We start from the raw sequence: 14061 nt of genomic DNA, 5'->3' as shown, positions 1-14061 counted from the left end.
TGCCGAAATTGGCTGGTTTTGTAATCTTCAATTGCACGGCAACAAAAATTACCGGGCAGTACGCCGCTTGTGTCGGACGCGGCCCAATTTACACGGAGACAAGCATGACATTTGCACGTTCCTTTCGCCTCACCCTGGGCGCAGCGGCCCTGCTGGCAGCTTTGCCACTGGCCGTGTCGGCACAAATCAAGGTAGGGGTTACCGTGTCGGCCACCGGGCCGGCAGCGTCCTTGGGTATTCCCGAGCGAGACACTGTGGCACTGCTGCCCACCAAGATCGGTGGCGAGTCTGTGGAATACATCGTGCTGGACGACGCCACAGATACTACTCAGGCGGTCAAAAACATCCGCAAGTTCACAGCTGAAGACCACGTCGATGTGGTGCTGGGTACTTCCGTGACGCCTGCCTCCCTGGCCATGTCGGATGTGGCTGCCGAAACCGGTACGCCCATGATCAGCGTGGCCGCCAACGCCAAGCTGGTAGAGCCCGTAGACGGCCCGCGCAAGTGGGTCTTCAAGACACCCCAAAATGATGCCCTGATGGCAGGGGCCCTGGCCGATGCCATGGTCAAGCAAAACATCAAAACCCTTGGCTTCATCGGCTTTAGCGATGCCTACGGTGATGGCTGGCTGAAAGAAATGACAGCTGCAGCGCAAGCCAAGGGCATCAAGGTAGTGGCTGCCGAGCGCTTCGCCCGGCCCGACACCAGTGTCACAGGGCAGGTGCTCAAGTTATTGTCAGCCAAACCTGATGGCATCCTGATTGCCGCATCCGGCACGCCGGTGGCACTGCCCCAGCGAGAGCTGGTCGAGCGCGGCTACAAGGGCCAGATCTATCAAACACACGGTGCGGCTAATAACGATGTGCTGCGCGTGTGCGCCAAGGCCTGCGAAGGCATGATTTTGCCGGCCGGCCCGTTGCTGGTGGCGGCCCAGTTGCCCGACAGCAATCCGGTCAAGAAAAGCGCACTGGTGTATGTCAAAGCCTACGAGGCCAAATACGGTGTGGGGTCTACCAACACCTTTGGCGGACATATGTGGGATGCGGGCCAGTTGATTCAGGATGCAATCCCGCGTGCCCTGAAAACCGGCGCCAAGCCCGGGACGCCCGAGTTCCGTTCAGCGTTGCGCGATGCGCTTGAGCAAGTCAAAGAGCTGCCGGCGTCTCAAGGAATCTTCACCATGAGCCCCACCGAACACGCAGGCCTGGATGTGCGCGGCCGGGTGATGGTCAAGGTGGTTGATGGCAAGTGGACATATCAGCCGGATCTCTAAACCTGTCATGGATTTAACCATTGCCCTGATTCTCCTGCAGGACGGCATCCTGAACGGCGCCATTTATGCCCTTTTGGGGCTGGCGCTGGTTCTGGTGTTCCTGGTCACCCGGGTCATTTTTATCCCCCAGGGTGAGTTCGTCACCTTTGGGGCCTTGTCGCTGGCGTTCCTGGCCAATGGCAAGGTGCCCGGCACGGCCTATTTACTGGTGCTGCTGGGAGGGCTGGTATTGCTGGTCGAGGCATTTTCGGCCTGGCGATCGGGGCAATGGCGTGGATTGGGCCGTACTGCGCTTTGGGCCTTGGTGCTGCCGCTGGTTCTCCTGTGGATGTCGCCCTGGGTGGCGGGGCCCGATGTGCCACTACCGGTGCGGGTGCTGTTTGCATTGGCGTTGGTCATCCCCATGGGGCCGATGATTTATCGCCTGGTGTATCAGCCCGTAGAGCAGGCCAGCGTGCTGGTACTGCTCATCATCTCGGTGGCTGTGCATTTTGCGCTCACTGGCCTGGGCCTGATCTTTTTTGGTGCTGAAGGCTGGCGCACACCTGCGCTGCTTGAGGGCAGCATCCAGATCGGCCCGGTGCAATGGACAGCACAGACCTTTGCTGTGCTGGCGCTTTGTGCTGCGCTGATTGCCGCGCTGTGGCTGTTTTTTGGCCGTACCCTGTATGGCCGCGCCTTGCGTGCCACCGCCGTCAACCGGCGCGGGGCCCGCTTGGTGGGCATCAGCACGCGAATGGCGGGCAGCCTGACATTCACCCTGGCGGCTGCCATCGGGGCTCTGTCGGGCATGCTGATTGCCGCCATCACCACGATTTACTACGACACGGGCTTCCTGATTGGGCTCAAGGGTTTTGTCGCCGCTATTTTTGGTGGGCTGGTCAGTTATCCCATCGCGGCTGCGGGGGCCCTGTTTGTGGGCGTGCTCGAGGCCTTTTCCTCGTTTTGGGCCAGCCCCTTCAAAGAGGCGATCGTGTTTACGCTGATTATCCCGGTGCTGCTGTGGCGCTCGTTTGGCAGTGTTCAGCTGGACGAGGAGGACTGAGCCATGTCGCGACGCTGGATACAAGCCCTGGCGCTGGCTGTGCTGTTATGCCTGCCCTGGCTGCCGGGGGTGCCCCCGTTCTGGATCACCCAGATGAACTACATCGGGCTTTATAGCCTGGTGGTGCTGGGCCTGGTGCTGTTAACAGGTGTGGGCGGTATGACATCGTTTGGCCAGTCTGCCTTTGTGGGCCTCGGGGCCTACAGCACAGCCTGGCTGTCTACAGCAATGGGTGTATCGCCCTGGCTGGGCTTGTTGGCCGGCCTGTTGCTTACCTGCCTGGTGGCCTATGGCCTGGGGGCCATCACGCTGCGCTTGTCGGGCCACTATCTGCCGTTGTGCACGCTAGCCTGGTGCCTGGCGCTGTATTACCTGTATGGCAATCTGGATTTTCTCGGCCGCTACGATGGCATCGCAGGTATCCCGGCGCTGTCGATTGCCGGCTGGTCACTAGGTAGTACCCAGTCGATGTATCTGCTGATCTGGCTGGTGTTGTTGCTAGCCTTGTGGGCCACCCATAATCTGCTGGATTCCCGGGCGGGCCGGGCCATCCGGGCCTTGCGCAGTGGCTCTATGGCCGAGTCCTTTGGTGTGGATCTGGCACATTACAAGGTGGTGGTGTTTGTCTATGCCGCCTTGCTGGGCAGTGTGTCGGGTTGGTTGTATGCGCACATGCAACGTGCCGTCAGCCCCAGCCCGTTTGGCCTTGGTTATGGCATCGAATACCTGTTCATGGCGGTGGTGGGCGGCGCGGGCAGCGTGTGGGGGGCTGTGGCCGGTGCGGCCAGCATTCTCATCATCAAAGACCAGCTGCAAAACGTCTTGCCCGCCCTGGTGGGTACCAGTGTCAACCTCGAGCTGCTTGCATTTGGGGTGCTGATGATCCTGGTGCTGCAGTTTGCCCGCGACGGCATCTGGCCGCTGATTGCCCGCCTGGGCCGCTGGCTGGGGCGCCATCAGGCAACTGCAGCCAAACCTGTGCCCTGGTACCAGGATGCTGACCCGTTGCCACAGCGGCCTTTGCCGGAAGCGGGTCAACGGGTGCTCGAAGTTGACCAGGTGCGCAAAGAGTTTGGCGGCCTGGTGGCTGTCAACGATATCAGCTTCAATCTCAACGCCGGCGAGATCATGGGCCTGATCGGGCCCAACGGCGCCGGTAAAAGCACCACCTTTAATCTCATCAGCGGGGTGTTGCCTCTCAGTGGCGGCCATGTGCGTTTTATGGGCCAGCCCATCGACGGCCTGCCTGCGCACGAGATTGCCCGTCGTGGTCTGGTGCGCAGCTTCCAGCATGTCCAGCTGCTGTCGGATATGTCGGTGCTCGATAACGTGGCACTGGGCGCCCACCTGCGCAGCCGGGCGGGTGTCGCAAAGGCGGCATTGCGGCTGGATCGTGCCAGCGAAGCCTCGCTGCTGCATGAAGCCGCCCGGCAGCTGCAGCGCGTGGGTCTGGGTGATGTCATGGATCATGCGGCGGGCAGCTTGCCCTTGGGTCGGCAGCGCATTGTTGAAATCGCGCGTGCCCTATGTGGTGATCCCGCCTTGCTGTTGCTCGACGAGCCCGCGGCTGGCTTGCGTTATCAAGAAAAACAGGCGCTGTCGGCAGTGCTTAAGCAATTGAGCCAGGAGGGCATGAGCCTGCTGCTGGTAGAACACGACATGGATTTTGTGATGAATCTGACCGACCACCTGCTGGTGATGGATTTTGGCACCCGGCTGGCCGAAGGCGTGCCGTCCGAGATTCAGCGTAATCCGGCGGTGTTGGAGGCCTATTTGGGCGGCTTGGATGAAACCTGGGGTGCACCTGCCGGCTCAGGCGCAGCCACGGCGGCAACTACCCTGGCCGCTCCTGACGCGTCGAGTGGCTTGCCCATGGCGCCTGCAACGGGGGCACGCCCATGATCCCCTCCGCAGGCCAGACGGCCTTGAACCCTCCGGATACTTCAATTTTGCAGGTCACCGGCCTGACGGTGCAGTATGGCAAAGTAGCAGCACTGGATCCTACTGACCTGCAGGTGGGTAAGGGCCAGATTGTCACGGTGATCGGCGCCAATGGGGCGGGCAAATCCACCTTGCTCAACGCGCTGATGGGGGCACTGCCTCCAAGAGGCCAAAGCCATGGATCGATTCTGTTTCAGGGCCAGGCTGTTCAGGGCTGGGATATCGAGCAAAGGGTTGGCTTGGGGCTGACGCTTGTACCCGAGCGCCGCGAGCTGTTTGCCAGCATGTCTGTACAGGATAACCTGCTGTTGGGCGGGTTTCGCCTGCATCGGGCTGGCGTGCGGGGCTGGCGCGACACGCTGGATGATGTGTATGCCCTGTTTCCCCGGTTGCGCGAGCGCGCCGGGCAGGCTGCCGGCACATTGTCGGGCGGAGAGCGCCAGATGCTGGCCTTGGGGCGGGCACTGATGGCTCGGCCGTCGCTATTGATGCTCGATGAGCCCAGCCTGGGGTTGGCACCCCGGGTAGTGCGTGAGATCTTCCAGACCATCTCTCAGCTGCGCAGTACCGGGGTATCCATTTTGCTGGTCGAGCAAAACGCACGGGCGGCCTTGCATGTGGCCGACTACGGCTATGTGCTGGAAACCGGTGCAGTGGTGCTTCAGGGGGGTGCCGCTTCGTTGGCCAATCACCCGCAGGTGCTCGAAAGCTATCTCGGCCTCAGCGGTGCGCGCCAGCGCACTTAAGCTGCCTTTATTTTTGCCTCGGCTTCTGCGGTCAAAAGCGTCCCGATCCCCATCCATAGTCCCGCGGTGGATTGCGTCTTTATGCGCATTTGCAGGCCCTACCTTCCGTAACGGCAGGCAGGGTTCTGTCGCATTGACACGTTCTCGGTGCCAACGATACGCTCAGACAACATACTCATAATCCACGGAGGCAATCCATGAAGATGAACAAGTTGTTGCTGTGTCTGGCAATTTCCGCGGCGATCCCGCAGTTTGCGGGTGCAGCAGAGCCCCTGCGCATCGGGATCCTGAACGATCAGTCTGGCCTGTATTCGGATTTTGGCGGGGTTACCTCCGTGACTGCCGCCAAAATGGCTGTGCAAGACTTTGGCGGAGAGGTTCTGGGCCGCAAAATCGAAGTTCTGTCTGCCGACCATCAAAATAAAACGGACGTCGGTACGTCAATTGCACGCAAGTGGTTCGATCTTGATCACGTCGAAATGATTGGTGATCTCACCAACTCGGCCGTGGCCTTGGCCGTGCAGGGTCTGGCACAAGAAAAAGGCAAGATCACCATCGCCTCCGGGCCGTTTTCAGCTGCGCTTACCGGCAAGGCATGTTCGCCCACCGGTTTTCACTGGGCGTTTGATACCTATGCGTCGTCTGTCGGTACGGCCACCGGCCTGGTTAAAGAAGGCGCCAAGTCGTGGTTCATTCTGGCAGCCGACTATGCCTATGGCAAGCAACTGGCGGCCGACCTCACCAAGGTCGTAGATAAAAACGGCGGCAAGGTTGTGGGCGAAGTCTTTCATCCGGTTGGCGGTTCTGATTTCGCCTCTTTCCTGCTGCAGGCCCAGTCGTCCAAGGCGCAAGCCGTGGCCCTGGCTAACGCAGGCGCCGATACCAGCAACAGCATCAAGCAGGCCGCCGAGTTTGGTCTCACCAAGGCCGGCCAAAAATTGGTTGCACTGGGCATTGTGATCAGTGACGTCAACGCACTGGGTCTCGAAAAAGCCCAGGGCCTGGTGGCTACCACGCCGTTCTACTGGGATCGCGATGATGCCAGCCGCAAGTTCTCGGCACGTTTCGAGAAACTCACAGACCGCAAGCCAGGGATGGTTCAGGCCAGCGTGTATTCGTCCACCATGCATTACCTCAAGGCAGTCAAAGCAGCCGGCACCACCGATGGCAAGACGGTGGCCGAGAAAATGCGCGAGCTTCCGGTGGATGATTTCTTTGCCCACAACGGTGTTGTTCGCAAAGATGGCTGGATGGCTCACGACATGTACCTGATTCAGGTCAAGACACCGGCCGAATCCAAAGGGCCCTGGGATTACTACAAGGTGCTGCGTACCTTGCCCGCTGATCTGGTTTCAGTGCCTTTGTCCGCAAGCAGCTGCCCGCTGGTCAAGGGCTGATACCAGCATTTAAGTTTCAGCTGGTAAAAACAGCAAATAGGGCTTCTCTTTGAGAAGCCCTATTTGTTTGTGGCAGGTAAGACGCTGCGCTAGCTTGCCTTGGCGGCCCGCTTGGCTTGCTGGCGGTGCAGCCATTCGCCGATGATGCCACGGCGGAATGTCAGTACGCACACAACAAAGATCAGGCCAATCACGATCGTGACAGACTCACCCAGTACGCGGAACCACACAATGCCGGTTTCGTTCATCAGGAAGCGGCCGATGTCACCGACCTTGTTTTCGAGGGCCACCACGATAATGGCTCCCAGCACGGGGCCCGTGAGCGTACCCATCCCGCCGATCAGTGTCATGAGAATCACCATCCCCGACATCTGCCAGGTGGCATCGGACAAGGTGGCTGACACAAATACAACCGATTTGGTGGCGCCTGCCAGGCCGGACAAGGCTGCGGATAGCACAAAGGCCAGCAGCTTGAAGCGGTCGACGTGGTAGCCCAGGGAGATCATCCGCGGCTCGTTTTCGCGGATGCCTTCGAGCGCGTGGCCAAACGGAGAGTTGACCGTACGCCAGATGAGCGCATAGCCCAGCACAAAGATGGCCATCACCACGTAATACAGGTTGATGTCCTGGCTGAGGTCGAGGCCAAACAGTGTGCCGCGCGGAATGCCCTGGAGGCCGTCTTCACCGCCGGTGAAGGGCGCTTGCAGGAAATAGAAGAACAGCATCTGCGCCAACGCGAGGGTGATCATGGCAAAGTAGATGCCACTGCGGCGGATGGACAACAGGCCGAAGCCCAGGCCCAGTACAGCGGCACTGAGTGTGCCAAACAGCAGCCCGCTTAGCGTTGACCAGCCCCAGATCGACAGTGCTTGCCCGCAGGCATAGCCCGCCAGGCCCAGGAACGCGGCATGGCCAAACGAAAGCAGCCCGGTGTAGCCCAGCAGCAGGTTGAAGGCGCAGGCAAACAGGGCGTAGCACATGACCTTCATGACGAAGATCGGGTATGCACCCAGTGTGGGGAGGGCTGCAATCAGGATGATTGCAACCAGGTAGCCAATCAGTTGTCGATTCATGATTCTTTCCCGAACAGCCCTGCGGGACGCAGCAGCAACACAATCACCATGATGATGAACACCACCGTGCTGGAGGCCTCGGGCCAGAACACCTTGGTGAAGCCTTCGACGATGCCCAGGCCCAGACCGGTGACGATGGATCCCAGGATGGATCCCATACCGCCGATAACCACCACCGCAAACACTACAATGATCAGGTTGGATCCCATCAGTGGTGACACCTGAAGGATGGGGGCGGCCAGCACGCCGGCAAAGGCGGCCAAGCCCACACCTAGACCAAAGGTGAGCGAAATCATGAGTGGCACGTTGACGCCGAATGCCTCGACCAGTTTGGCGTTTTCAGTGCCGGCGCGCAACAATGCCCCCAGGTGGGTTTTTTCGATGAGCCCCCAGGTAAGCAGGCAGGCCAGGATGGAGGCCACCACAACCCAGGCGCGGTAAATGGGCAGGTACATAAAGCCCAGATTGACACCGCCTTTCAGGAGTTCTGGCGTGGAATAAGGTTGCCCGGAGACCCCGTAGATGCTGCGGAACACTCCTTCGATGACCAGTGCGAGGCCAAATGTGAGCAGCAAACCGTAGAGGGGATCGAGCTTGTAGAGACGCCTGAGCAGCAGGCGTTCGAGGATGATGCCAAATGCCCCCACCAATATGGGCGCAACAAAGAGCATGACCCAGTAGTTCAGGCCAAGGTATTCGAGGCCCAGCCAGGCGACGAAGGCGCCCAGCATATAGAGCGCACCGTGGGTGAAATTGATGATGTTGAGCAGGCCAAAAATAATGGCTAGCCCAAGCGATAGTACGGCATAAAAAGAGCCGTTAACCAGACCGAGCAATAGTTGCCCAAGCAAGGCCTGGATAGGGACACCGAAGAGTTCTGTCATAACGCTGCGTCAAAGGCTGTGGCGGGGGATAAAACAACCGGAGCAGGTTGCACCAGGGCCCCGCGATGGATAGATACGGGGCCCTGGTGCTGCAACCTGAATCAGCCCTTGATCAGGGGGCAGGTGGAAGCGGACTCGGGACCGTAGACGGACTCGGCCGGGAGTTCACGGACGATGTTGTAGTAATCCCAGGGCGCTTTGGATTGGTCGGGCCGTTTTACTTGCGCCAGGTACATGCTGTGCATCATCAGGCCATCTTTGCGGATGTAGCCATTTTTGGTGAACATGTCGTTGATTTTATGCGACTTCAGGTATTCCATGATTTTATCGCCATCGTCAGTACCAGTGGCCTTGACCGCTTTGAGGTAATTGAGGGCGGCAGAGTAATCACCTGCTTGCAGAAAGGACGGTGCCCGATTGTGCTGGTCAAAGAACTTCTTGGCCCAGGCACGGGAGTCGTCGGATTGGTTCCAGTACCAAGGGGTGGTGAGGTACAACCCGGCTGTGTTGTCCAGGCCCAGTGAGTTGATGTCGTTGATGAACACCAGCAGGCCGGCAAGTTTCATGGTTTCGGTGATGCCGAATTCTTTGGCAGCCTTCACCGAGTTGATGAAGTCGCCCCCGGCGTTGGCCAGGCCCAGCACTTGTGCGCCGGATGATTGGGCTTGCAGCAGGAAGGAGGAGAAGTCGGTGGTGGACAGCGGTGCGCGGACTTCGCCGACCACCGTGCCGCCATTGGCTTTGACCACCTTGGCCGTATCTTGCTCGAGGGAGTGCCCAAAGGCGTAGTCGGCCGTCAGGAAGAACCAGGATTTTCCGCCTTCGCGGATCACGGCAGACCCCGTGCCGTTGGCCAGGGCAGTGGTGTTATAGGCGTAGTGCACCGTGTAGGGCGTGCATTTGTCGTTGGTCAGGAGAGATGAGCCCGGGCCAATGGCAATGAAGGGCTTCTTCTTTTCGGCAGCGACACCGGCCATGGCCAAGGCCGTGGCGGAGTTGGTACCGCCGACCAGCATGTCGAGGTTTTGAGTGTCGAACCAGTCGCGGGCGCGGGCAGAGGCGATATCAGCCTTGTTCTGGTGATCTGCCGCGAGGAGCTCGATTTTTTTGCCGTTGATTTCGCCACCCATGTCGGCAATGGCCATGCGGATGGCGTCAGCGCCCCCATTGCCGTCGACGTCGCCGTAAACCCCGGACATATCAGTGATAAAGCCAATACGAATGACGTCGTCAGAAATCCCTGCGGCGTGTGCGGACAGACCGAACCCCAGACCGGCAACGGCCAGTGCAGCAGATAGGGTACGTAGTTTCATGTGGTGTCTCCTGATAGAGAGCCGGGCCAGCCGGCAAGTGGGTTTTGATCGGATGGGGTTAAACGCCGAGCAGGCTGTCGAGGGTTTCTTGCTTTTCTTGCAATTGGGTGGCGGGAAAGGACTCGACAATCTGGCCGTGTTCCATGATGTAGAAGTGATCGGCCAGGGGGGCGGCAAAGCGGAAGTTTTGCTCGACCATGACGATGGTGTATCCCTTGGATTTAAGTGTGGTGATCATCCGGGATAATGCCTGAACAATGACGGGTGCCAGGCCTTCGGAAATCTCGTCGAGCAGCAGCAGGTTGGCACCGGTACGCAGGATGCGGGCCACGGCCAGCATTTGCTGCTCGCCGCCGGATAGCCGTGTGCCGGGTGAATTTCGGCGCTCGAGCAGGTTGGGAAACATGTCGTAGATTTCGGCCAGCGACATACCCCCGCCCAGCGTGTCGCCCACTGTGGGCGGCAAAAGCAGGTTTTCTTCGCAGGAAAGTGACGCGAAGATGCCGCGTTCTTCGGGGCAGTAGCCAATGCCCAGGTGCGCCACCCGATAGGTGGGCATCTGGATGGATTCGGTGCCCTGGATGCAAATGGAGCCCGTGCGCTTGCTGGTAAGGCCCAGCATGGCGCGCAACGTGGTGGTGCGGCCGGCGCCGTTGCGGCCCAGCAAGGTAACCACCTGGCCGGGCTCGACGCGCATATTGACCCCATGCAGGACGTGGGACTCTCCGTACCAGGCGTGCAGATCGGAGATTTCGAGGGCAGGCGCGCTGTTCATGCTTGGGCTCCTTCGAGTTCGCCCTGGGAAGTGCCCATATAGGCCTCCATGACGGCGGGATTGTTTGATACGGCGGCATAATCGCCTTCGGCCAGCACGGCGCCGCGCGCCAGCACGGTGATGCGGTCGGCTATGGAAGAGACGACTTTCATGTTGTGCTCGACCATCAGGATGGTGCGACCGGCGCTGACCTGCTTGATGAGCTGCGTGACGCGATTGACGTCTTCGTGGCCCATACCTTGGGTGGGCTCGTCGAGCAACATGAGGCTGGGCTCCATGGCCAGCGTGGTGGCGATCTCGAGAGCGCGTTTGCGGCCATAAGGCAGATTGACGGTAAGTTCTTGTGCGAAATCGGCCAGGCCGACTTCTGCGAGGAGTTCCAGGGCGCGGTTGTTCAGTGGTTTCAGGCTGGATCCGCTGCGCCAGAAATGAAAGGACAGACCGGTGTTGCGTTGCAGCGCGATGCGCACGTTTTCGAGCACTGACAATTGCGGAAACACCGCGGAGATCTGGAACGAGCGGATGATCCCCTTACGGGCGATCTCGGCTGGTTGGTCTCCGGTGATTTCCTTGCCTTCGAAGAAAATTTTGCCCAGGGACGGCTTCAGGAACTTGGTGAGCAGGTTGAAACAGGTGGTTTTGCCTGCACCATTGGGGCCGATAAGTGCATGAATGTGGCCACGTTGTACCTGTAGGTTGACGTCATCGACCGCAGTGAACCCCAAAAAGGTTTTGGTGAGGTTGCGGGTTTCCAGAATGGTGGATTGATCTGTGCCCATAGTGCCGAAAGTATCCTGTCGCAGTGCAGCGCCAATGAGCGCAATGGCGTAAGTATGAAACGGATCTGACGGCCCCTCCATAGGGGTTTGTCACAGTTCATTAATGGTAAATACTGATGCTGCGATGCAGCAAAAAATCAGGGAAGGCGGGTTTTGTCGGGATATTCGCACAGATCGGCCAGCGGGCACTGGGGGCACTTGGGCTTGCGCGCCACGCATACGTATCGTCCATGCAAAATCAACCAGTGATGGGCATCCAGCAGATACGCTTTGGGTACCCGCCGCAGCAAGGCCTGTTCGACAGCCAGTACGGTTTTCCCGGGAGCGATGCCGGTACGGTTGGAGACCCTGAAAATATGGGTATCCACCGCCATGGCGATCTGCCCGAACGCCGTATTCAGCACCACATTGGCCGTTTTGCGGCCCACGCCTGGCAAGGCTTCCAGGGCTTCACGTTGGTCGGGCACCTGGCCCTCGTGTCGCTCCAGCAGCAGCTCGCAAGTACGGATTACGTTGCGGGCCTTGGTTTTGTACAGGCCAATGGTGCAAATCGCCTCGGTAAGGCCGACTTCGCCCAGTGCCAGGATGCCCTCCGGCGTGCCGTGCGTCGGAAAAAACCGGCGGGTGGCAAGATTCACCGACTTGTCTGTGGCTTGCGCCGAGAGCATCACGGCAATCAGCAGCTGAAAGGGTGTGGCGTATTCGAGTTCGGTCTTGGGATGGGGGTTGGCCTCCCGCAAGCGCCGGAAGCATTCTTCGATGGCCGTGCGTTTCATGAGCGTCGGGCCCGTGCGCGCGCCAGTGCCTGGGCGATGCGGTCTTGTTTGTCGTGTTCGGTGGCGTCTGGCACCAGAGCCGGCTTGTTCGCCAGGGTGCGGGCAGCCAGCCCCCGGGTTTCTGCGTGTCGTGCCTGCAGCCGGGTGTTGCGCGCCTGATAGTGCTGACGGGCGGTCTGGGCGTCTGTGTGAGTCCAGCTGCGTTCGGCAGGCACCATGGTGATGCAGTCTACCGGGCAGGGGGCCACGCACAGCTCGCACCCGGTGCAGTCAGCTTCGATGATGGTGTGCATACACTGATTGGCCCCCAGGATCGCGTCAACCGGGCATGCCTGGATGCACAGCGTGCAGCCAATGCAGTGTTCTTCGTCAATCAGCGCTACTCGAAACGGCTGATGTGTGCCGCACGACGGATCCAGCGGCTGGGCGGGCTTGCCCAACAGCTTTGCCAGGGCCTGGATGGTATCGGGCCCGCCGGGTGGGCAACGGTTGAGTTCGGCGCGGCCTTCGGCCATAGCCTGTGCATAGGGCCGGCAGCCGTCAAAGCCGCACTGGCCGCACTGCGTTTGTGGCAGTACGGCATCCAGTGCATCAGTGAGTGAAGACATGAAAAAAGCGGAGCCCCTGCGGGGGATCAGGCGTGTGTGCGGATGAATGCCGAGATTTTAGGACAGATCTGGTTGCGCCAGCGGCGTCCCGCGAAAATCCCATAATGACCGCAACCCTGGGCAGTGTGAATCTCGCGCTTGGAGGGAGCCAGGTTAGCGCACAATTGATGGGCGGCATGGGTTTGACCAGACCCCGAAATATCGTCGAGCTCGCCTTCGATGGTGAGCAGGGCGGTTTTGCGGATGGCACCGGGGTCGACCGTGGTACCGTCGATTTCCCAAGTGCCCTGTGGCAGGCGAAACTCCTGGAACACCACGCGGATGGTATCCAGGTAAAAGCGCGCCGGCATGTCCAGCACTGCGTTGTATTCGTCGTAGAAGCGGCGATGCGCCTCGGCGTCATTGTCGTCGCCGCGCAGCAGATGCAGGTAGAACTCGTAGTGGGATTTCAGGTGGCGATCGGGATTCATGGCCACAAAGCCGGCATGCTGCAGAAAGCCGGGATACACCAGGCGGCCTGCACCCACGTAGCGGGAAGGCACACGATGGATCAGGTTGTCTTCGAACCAGGCATACGGTTTGGTGGTGGCCAGGCGATTAACCTGAGTAGGCGATTTGCGGGTATCGATGGGGCCACCCATCATGACCATGCTGCGTGGCTGACAGGACTCATCGGCCTGCGCCAGCAAAGAAACCGCCGCCAGTACCGGCACGGTGGGCTGACAGACAGAGATGACGTGGGTGTCGGGGCCCAGGTGGCGTAAAAAGGTCTGGATGTAGTGAACGTAGTCGTCCAGGCCAAATGTACCTTTTTCCGACGGCACCATGCGGGCATCCATCCAATCGGTGACGTAGACGTCGTGTTCGGGCAACAGGGTGCGCACGGTGTCGCGCAGCAAAGTGGCGTGATGGCCGGACAACGGCGCCACCAGCAGCACACAGGGATCCTGGCGTTGCGTGTCTCGCCGAAAGTGAATCAGGCGGCAAAAGGGTTGCGCCAGGGCAACGTCCTCGTGGACGGCGACGGTTTGCTTGCCAATGACGGTGGTGTCCAGTTGCCATTGGGGCTTTTCGTACTCTTTGCCCATCCGGTGGGCCAGCTCGTAGGTGGCTGCAAACTGCCGGGAGAGCGGCGTGTAGGCCAGCGGACTGTACGGGTTGGAAAACAGCTGAGAGCCGGTTTCGGTAAAAGCAGTGAAAGGCGCGAGGAATGAGCGCTGGAGTTCGTGGAGGTCGTACAGCATAGATGGGTGCGTTCCGGAGGTCAGGGCCGGCGCAGTTCATGCGTCGTCGTATCGGTAGTCCAGACCCACGGTACTGGTAAACGTTACGGTGCGCTACCGGAATTACCCGATATTGGCCGTACGGAAGCGATATTGTGGGATTTTGCAGACAACCGCCGCGCCTGGCGGTGGGGTGGCCATGGAGGTGGCCGAATAGCTGGAAGTGT

At 59.9% G+C, this 14061-nt stretch carries 13 protein-coding genes; 5 read left to right on the top strand and 8 right to left on the bottom strand.

Annotation, left to right across the window (positions count from 1 at the left end; all coding sequences use genetic code 11):
- Positions 1-104: 104 nt before the first annotated feature.
- The 5 genes from WA928_RS08675 to WA928_RS08655 all read left to right on the top strand — a co-directional run bounded on the left by WA928_RS08675 (position 105) and on the right by WA928_RS08655 (position 6403).
- A complete protein-coding gene (locus tag WA928_RS08675; RefSeq protein WP_424302263.1) occupies positions 105-1274 on the top strand; it encodes an ABC transporter substrate-binding protein in 1170 nt (389 codons plus the stop codon).
- A gap of 7 nt (positions 1275-1281) precedes the next feature.
- On the top strand, positions 1282-2319 hold the full coding sequence (locus WA928_RS08670; protein ID WP_424302260.1) for a branched-chain amino acid ABC transporter permease: 1038 nt from the start codon (positions 1282-1284) through the stop codon (positions 2317-2319).
- Between the two features lie 3 nt (positions 2320-2322).
- The gene (locus tag WA928_RS08665; RefSeq protein WP_424302257.1) at positions 2323-4221 is read left to right on the top strand and encodes an ABC transporter permease subunit; all 1899 of its coding nucleotides are present in this window, start codon (positions 2323-2325) and stop codon (positions 4219-4221) included.
- Complete coding sequence (locus WA928_RS08660) at positions 4218-5006, top strand: ABC transporter ATP-binding protein (protein WP_424302254.1); 789 nt, start codon at positions 4218-4220, stop codon at positions 5004-5006. Before WA928_RS08665 ends, WA928_RS08660 begins: the two co-directional genes overlap by 4 nt.
- Positions 5007-5203: 197 nt before the next feature.
- Positions 5204-6403, top strand: coding sequence for an ABC transporter substrate-binding protein (locus tag WA928_RS08655; RefSeq protein WP_424302251.1), 1200 nt, complete (start codon positions 5204-5206; stop codon positions 6401-6403).
- 89 nt (positions 6404-6492) lie between these two features.
- On the opposite strand, the gene WA928_RS08650 is transcribed toward WA928_RS08655, so the two are convergent.
- The 8 genes from WA928_RS08650 to WA928_RS08615 form a co-directional block, all read right to left on the bottom strand.
- The gene (locus WA928_RS08650; protein ID WP_424302248.1) at positions 6493-7476 is read right to left on the bottom strand and encodes a branched-chain amino acid ABC transporter permease; all 984 of its coding nucleotides are present in this window, start codon (positions 7474-7476) and stop codon (positions 6493-6495) included.
- A complete protein-coding gene (locus WA928_RS08645; protein WP_424302245.1) occupies positions 7473-8360 on the bottom strand; it encodes a branched-chain amino acid ABC transporter permease in 888 nt (295 codons plus the stop codon). Before WA928_RS08645 ends, WA928_RS08650 begins: the two co-directional genes overlap by 4 nt.
- 101 nt (positions 8361-8461) lie before the next feature.
- The gene (locus WA928_RS08640; RefSeq protein ID WP_350381938.1) at positions 8462-9673 is read right to left on the bottom strand and encodes an ABC transporter substrate-binding protein; all 1212 of its coding nucleotides are present in this window, start codon (positions 9671-9673) and stop codon (positions 8462-8464) included.
- Between the two features lie 58 nt (positions 9674-9731).
- Positions 9732-10448: an ABC transporter ATP-binding protein gene (locus WA928_RS08635; RefSeq protein WP_424302241.1), complete on the bottom strand. Its 717-nt coding sequence runs from the start codon at positions 10446-10448 to the stop codon at positions 9732-9734.
- Complete coding sequence (locus WA928_RS08630; RefSeq protein ID WP_424302531.1) at positions 10445-11227, bottom strand: ABC transporter ATP-binding protein; 783 nt, start codon at positions 11225-11227, stop codon at positions 10445-10447. The genes WA928_RS08635 and WA928_RS08630 overlap by 4 nt, the downstream gene beginning before the upstream one ends.
- 137 nt (positions 11228-11364) lie before the next feature.
- Complete coding sequence (nth, locus tag WA928_RS08625) at positions 11365-12003, bottom strand: endonuclease III (protein WP_424302238.1); 639 nt, start codon at positions 12001-12003, stop codon at positions 11365-11367.
- Positions 12000-12611: an RnfABCDGE type electron transport complex subunit B gene (locus tag WA928_RS08620; protein ID WP_424302235.1), complete on the bottom strand. Its 612-nt coding sequence runs from the start codon at positions 12609-12611 to the stop codon at positions 12000-12002. Before WA928_RS08620 ends, nth begins: the two co-directional genes overlap by 4 nt.
- Positions 12612-12637: 26 nt before the next feature.
- Positions 12638-13855, bottom strand: coding sequence for a polyhydroxyalkanoate depolymerase (locus tag WA928_RS08615; protein WP_424302232.1), 1218 nt, complete (start codon positions 13853-13855; stop codon positions 12638-12640).
- Positions 13856-14061 lie beyond the last annotated feature (206 nt).

Source organism: Castellaniella sp. (genome assembly GCF_049651205.1).
Taxonomy (GTDB): Bacteria; Pseudomonadota; Gammaproteobacteria; order Burkholderiales; family Burkholderiaceae_B; genus Castellaniella.
Note: the sequence above shows the minus strand (reverse complement) of the source record. Positions and strands in the feature narration are given on the sequence as shown.

Bases quoted from the DNA above. Each gene is read 5' to 3' on its own strand.
- WA928_RS08655 (WP_424302251.1), top strand. From the start codon at position 5,204: ATGAAGATGAACAAGTTGTTGCTGTGTCTGGCAATTTCCGCGGCGATC.
- WA928_RS08645 (WP_424302245.1), bottom strand. From the start codon at position 8,360: ATGACAGAACTCTTCGGTGTCCCTATCCAGGCCTTGCTTGGGCAACTA.
- WA928_RS08660 (WP_424302254.1), top strand. From the start codon at position 4,218: ATGATCCCCTCCGCAGGCCAGACGGCCTTGAACCCTCCGGATACTTCA.
- WA928_RS08665 (WP_424302257.1), top strand. From the start codon at position 2,323: ATGTCGCGACGCTGGATACAAGCCCTGGCGCTGGCTGTGCTGTTATGC.
- nth (WP_424302238.1), bottom strand. From the start codon at position 12,003: ATGAAACGCACGGCCATCGAAGAATGCTTCCGGCGCTTGCGGGAGGCC.
- WA928_RS08650 (WP_424302248.1), bottom strand. From the start codon at position 7,476: ATGAATCGACAACTGATTGGCTACCTGGTTGCAATCATCCTGATTGCA.
- WA928_RS08635 (WP_424302241.1), bottom strand. From the start codon at position 10,448: ATGAACAGCGCGCCTGCCCTCGAAATCTCCGATCTGCACGCCTGGTAC.
- WA928_RS08630 (WP_424302531.1), bottom strand. From the start codon at position 11,227: ATGGGCACAGATCAATCCACCATTCTGGAAACCCGCAACCTCACCAAA.
- WA928_RS08620 (WP_424302235.1), bottom strand. From the start codon at position 12,611: ATGTCTTCACTCACTGATGCACTGGATGCCGTACTGCCACAAACGCAG.
- WA928_RS08615 (WP_424302232.1), bottom strand. From the start codon at position 13,855: ATGCTGTACGACCTCCACGAACTCCAGCGCTCATTCCTCGCGCCTTTC.
- WA928_RS08670 (WP_424302260.1), top strand. From the start codon at position 1,282: ATGGATTTAACCATTGCCCTGATTCTCCTGCAGGACGGCATCCTGAAC.
- WA928_RS08675 (WP_424302263.1), top strand. From the start codon at position 105: ATGACATTTGCACGTTCCTTTCGCCTCACCCTGGGCGCAGCGGCCCTG.
- WA928_RS08640 (WP_350381938.1), bottom strand. From the start codon at position 9,673: ATGAAACTACGTACCCTATCTGCTGCACTGGCCGTTGCCGGTCTGGGG.